5 protein-coding genes are annotated in these 4,332 nt (G+C 66.8%); 3 read left to right on the forward strand and 2 right to left on the reverse strand.

What is annotated here, in order from left to right; all coding sequences use genetic code 11:
* Both N878_RS13520 and algB read right to left on the reverse strand, forming a co-directional pair.
* Positions 1-262 (reverse strand): KinB sensor domain-containing domain (locus tag N878_RS13520; protein WP_036987882.1); only part of this gene is annotated, 262 nt, incomplete at its 3' end.
* Positions 259-1,602, reverse strand: coding sequence for a sigma-54-dependent response regulator transcription factor AlgB (gene algB / locus N878_RS13525; protein ID WP_021444181.1), 1,344 nt, complete (start codon positions 1,600-1,602; stop codon positions 259-261). The genes algB and N878_RS13520, both read right to left, overlap by 4 nt.
* 213 nt (positions 1,603-1,815) lie before the next feature.
* Here algB and N878_RS13530 point away from each other — a divergent pair, with 213 nt between their 5' ends.
* The 3 genes from N878_RS13530 (at position 1,816) to N878_RS13540 (ending at position 4,272) form a co-directional block, all read left to right on the forward strand.
* The gene (locus N878_RS13530) at positions 1,816-2,646 is read left to right on the forward strand and encodes a BON domain-containing protein (RefSeq protein WP_021444182.1); all 831 of its coding nucleotides are present in this window, start codon (positions 1,816-1,818) and stop codon (positions 2,644-2,646) included.
* A gap of 46 nt (positions 2,647-2,692) precedes the next feature.
* Positions 2,693-3,127: a PA2169 family four-helix-bundle protein gene (locus N878_RS13535; RefSeq protein ID WP_021444183.1), complete on the forward strand. Its 435-nt coding sequence runs from the start codon at positions 2,693-2,695 to the stop codon at positions 3,125-3,127.
* Between the two features lie 176 nt (positions 3,128-3,303).
* Positions 3,304-4,272: a PstS family phosphate ABC transporter substrate-binding protein gene (locus N878_RS13540; protein WP_021444184.1), complete on the forward strand. Its 969-nt coding sequence runs from the start codon at positions 3,304-3,306 to the stop codon at positions 4,270-4,272.
* The last annotated feature ends 60 nt before the right edge of the window (positions 4,273-4,332 follow it).

A 4,332-nucleotide genomic window follows, 5' to 3' on the forward strand; every position in this document is an offset into this window, starting at 1 on the left:
CCTGCTGCAGCCATTGGCGCAAACGCGCGTCGGCGGCCTGCAGCGCCTCGCGGTCGAGCTGCTCTGCGAGCAGCAGGCCGACCTGCTTGCCCAGCTCCTGGCGCATGCCCAGGCTGGCGTCGATGATCTGCAGGTTGCGGGTCATCGCCTGGCTCTGCTGCTGGGTCAGCTGCAGCACGCTGAACATGCCCAGCAGCAGGCCGAGCAGGGCCACGGTGAGCAGCGCGCTGCCGCTGAGGAACAGCCGGGTGCGCAGCTTCACAGGCCGAACTGCTTGCGCTTGCGGTACAGCGTCGAGGCGTCGATGCCGAGGGTGCGCGCGGCCTGGTCGAGGGTCTCGCTGGTCGCCAGCACCGCGGTGATATGGGCCTTCTCCAGCTGTTCCAGGCTCAGCGCGGCGCCGATGCGCGGCGCGCCGCTCTCGACCGGCTCGCCCAGGCCGAGGTGCTCGGGTTCGATCAGCTCGGCGTTGCAGATGATGCTGGCGCGTTCGATGACGTTGCGCAGCTCGCGGATGTTGCCGGGCCAGGCGTAGCCCTGCAGCGCCTCGCGCGCGGCGTCGCTGAAGCCGTGCACGGGGCGGGCGTATTCCCTGACGAAGCGGGCGAGAAAGCCTTCGGCCAGCTCCAGCACGTCCTCGCTGCGCTCGCGCAGCGGCGGCAGGGTCAGGGTGATGACGTTGAGGCGATACAGCAGGTCTTCGCGAAAGCGCCCCTCGCCCACCATCTGTTCAAGGTCGAGGTTGGTCGCGGCGAGGATGCGCACGTCGGCGCGGCGCGTCACCGGGTCGCCGACCCGCTCGTACTCCTTGTCCTGGATGAAGCGCAGCAGCTTGGGTTGCAGGGGCAGCGGGAAGTCGCCGATCTCGTCGAGAAACAGGCTGCCACCGTCGGCCTGGTTGACCCGGCCCAGGGTGCTCTCGCTGGCGCCGGTGAAGGCGCCGCGGCTGTGGCCGAACAGCTCGCTTTCCATCAGCTCGGCGGTCAGCGAGGGGCAGTTGATGGTCACGCAGGCCTTCTTCGCCCGTTTGCTCCAGCCGTGGATGGCGCGCGCCAGCTCGCCCTTGCCGGTGCCGGATTCGCCGAGGATGAGGATATTGGCGTCGGTGCCGGCCACCTGCCGCGCGGTTTCCAGCACCGCCATCAGCGCCGGGCTGCGGCTGTCCAAGTGGGCGCCGGGTTGGCGCACCTGGTCTTCCAGGGCTTCCAGGCGCGCCGCCAGCTGGCGCACCTCCAGCTGCTTGGCGGCAGCCAGGCGCAGCTGTTCCGGGCTGCACGGCTTGACCAGGTAGTCGGCGGCGCCGGCCTGCATGGCATCCACCGCGGTGTCCACCGCCGAGTGCGCGGTGACTATCACCACGCGCATCCAGGGCGCCTGCACGCGCATCTGCGCCAGCAGGTCGAGGCCGTTGTCGTCGCCCAGGCGCAGGTCGAGGAAGCACAGGTCGAACACCTGGCGCTGCAGCAGCGCCTCGGCCTGCGCCGCGCTGCTGGCGCCGGCGACCTCGTAGCCCTGGTCCTCCAGGCAGTAGCGGAAGGTGCGCAGTATCGCCGCCTCGTCGTCGACCAGGAGGATGCGCCCGCTGTGTCCTGAATCTGCCATCGTCGTGCTCCATCTGACTGGGTGTGTGGCATTAGTCAGGGAAAAATCATGCAAGTTGCACGGCGATTTCGCCGCGACCCTGCAGCCTGCATGCCGAGGAGATTTTTAGATATGGTATAAGTCTTTGTTTTTATTCGTTTTTCTTCGGTTTAGAAAGCTGGCATAGGGCTTGCGAAAGTCCAGGTAACGATCGACTTGCCGAGGACCCCCGCCATGCCCCCGTTCAAGACTCTGATGCTGGCCGGCAGTACCGCCCTGCTGCTGAGCCTGACGCCGCTGGCCAGCCATGCCGCCGAGACCGAGCTGAGCCAGCAGCTCGCGGCGGCGCGCCAGGAAGGCTCGATCTGGACCGCCTTCGCCCTCAATCGTCACCTCAACCCGTTCCGCCTCGACATCGCCGTGGAAGACGGTCGGGCCCGCCTCGAGGGTCGGGTGGAGAGCGCGGTGCAGAAGGAGCTGGCCGAGCAGGTGGCGCTGAGCGTCGAGGGGATCGAGGCGGTGGACAACCGCATCGAGGTCGACGCCGCTACCGCCGAGGGCGAGCCGCCGGGCCTGGTGCAGCGCCTGGAGGACGCCAGCCTGGCGGCCACGGTGAAGTCCAAGCTGTTGTGGAACAGCAACACCCGCGGCCTGGACATCCAGGTCAAGAGCCAGAACGGCGCGATCACCCTCAGCGGCCACGCGCAGACCCCGGCGGCCAAGGAGCTGGCCGGTCAGCTGGCGGCCAATACCGACGGCGTGCGCGAGGTGTTCAACCACCTCAGCATCAGCACCGCCGACAGCAGCGCCAGCGAGATCGAAGTGGCCGCCGAGGAGGCGCGCGAGGCGATCAGCGACGGCTGGATCACCAGCAAGGTCAAGGCCAGCTTCGTCTACAGCCGCAACCTGGATGCGCTGAACATCGCGGTGAGCACCGAGGACGGTTTCGTCAGCCTGCGCGGCAGCGTGCTGAGCAGCGCCGAGAAGCGCCTGGCGGTGGACATCGCCCGCAATATCCGCGGCGTGCGCGGCGTCGATGCCGATGCCCTGCGCATCGACGGCTGAACGCCGGACGCCGCATTCGCCAGTCCCATAGCCGAGGAGAACCGCCATGAGCAGCAAGACCGCACAACTCAACGAACTGATCGAGATCACCCGCGACGGCCAGCGCTTCTACGAGCACGCCCACGACGAGGTCAAGGACATCCGTCTGCAGGCGCTGTTTCGCGACATGGCGCGGGCCAAGACCGAGGTGATCGACGCCCTGGCGCGCAGCGTGGCGGCCAACCACAGCCAGCCGGCCAGCGGCGGCACCCTGCTGGGCAAGCTGCGCCAGCTCTACGCCGATACCCGCGCCACCCTGGCCAAGGATGAGGACGCCACCTACGTGGCGCAGCTGGAGGAGAGCGAGGACCGCATCCTGCAAGCCTTCGAGGACGCCCTGGAGGGCGCGGACCAGGATCTGCGCGTACTGCTGGCGATGGAGATGCCCAAGGTGCGCGCCTGTCACGAGCGCATGCGCGCACTCAAGCACAGCCTGCAGTAGGCGCGTCGCTAAGTCCTGCCAGGCCCCCGTGCGCGCTGCGTGCGGGGGCCTGGGCGGTGGCGCGCACAAATTCGGCGACGTTCACGCAACTGTCATATTCGCTTCATAGAGTGGTCACGTGGCCTGCAGATACTTGGGCCCGTTCCATCCAACACTAATCCTGCTAGGAGCAAGGCATGAAACTGAAGCGTTTGATGGCGGCCCTGACTTTCGCCGCCGCTGGCGTAAGCGCCGTATCTGCTGTAGCCGCCGTCGACCCGGCTCTGCCGACCTACGAAAAGACTTCCGGCGTATCGGGCAACCTGTCCAGCGTCGGCTCCGACTCGCTGGCCAACCTGATGACCCTGTGGGCCGAAGAGTTCAAGAAGCAGTACCCCAACGTCAACATCCAGATCCAGGCCGCCGGTTCCTCCACCGCGCCGCCCGCTCTGACCGAAGGCACCGCCAGCATGGGCCCGATGAGCCGTGCGATGAAGGATGCCGAGATCCAGGCGTTCGAAGAGAAGTACGGCTACAAGCCGACCGCCGTGCCGGTGGCCATCGACGCCCTGGCCGTGTTCGTGCACAAGGACAACCCGATCAAGAGCCTGGACATCGCTCAGGTCGACGCGATCTTCTCCAGCACCCGCCTGTGCGGTGGTGCGACCGATATTAAAACCTGGGGCGACGTCGGCCTGACCGGTGAGTGGGCGACCAAGCCGATCCAGCTGTTCGGCCGTAACTCGGTCTCCGGCACCTACGGCTACTTCAAGGAAGAAGCCCTGTGCAAAGGCGACTTCAAGGCCAACGTCAACGAGCAGCCGGGTTCGGCCTCGGTGGTGCAGTCGATCTCCAGCACCCTCAACGCCATCGGTTACTCGGGCATCGGCTACAAGACTTCCAGCGTGAAGACCGTACCGCTGTCGAAGAAAGGCGGCGAAGCCTTTGACGCCAACGAAGAAAACGCCCTGGCTGGCAAGTTCCCGCTGGCCCGCTTCTTCTACGTCTACGTCAACAAGGCGCCGAACAAGCCGCTGAGCCCGCTGGATGCCGAGTTCGTCAAGCTGGTGCTGTCCAAGCAGGGCCAGGAAGTCGTGGTCAAGGACGGCTACATCCCGCTGCCGGCCAAGGTGGTCGAGAAGACCATGAAGGAACTGGGTCTGTAATCCTGGCCTCGCGCTAGGCGCTGTAAGCGGCGCGGCCCGCCACTCTTCGGAGTGGCGGGC

Source organism: Pseudomonas sp. EGD-AK9, assembly GCF_000465935.2.
GTDB lineage: Bacteria > Pseudomonadota > Gammaproteobacteria > Pseudomonadales > Pseudomonadaceae > Aquipseudomonas.

Excerpts from the sequence above, each read along its gene's own strand:
- algB (WP_021444181.1), bottom strand. The coding sequence starts at position 1,602 with ATGGCAGATTCAGGACACAGCGGGCGCATCCTCCTGGTCGACGACGAG.
- N878_RS13530 (WP_021444182.1), top strand. The coding sequence starts at position 1,816 with ATGCCCCCGTTCAAGACTCTGATGCTGGCCGGCAGTACCGCCCTGCTG.
- N878_RS13535 (WP_021444183.1), top strand. The coding sequence starts at position 2,693 with ATGAGCAGCAAGACCGCACAACTCAACGAACTGATCGAGATCACCCGC.
- N878_RS13540 (WP_021444184.1), top strand. The coding sequence starts at position 3,304 with ATGAAACTGAAGCGTTTGATGGCGGCCCTGACTTTCGCCGCCGCTGGC.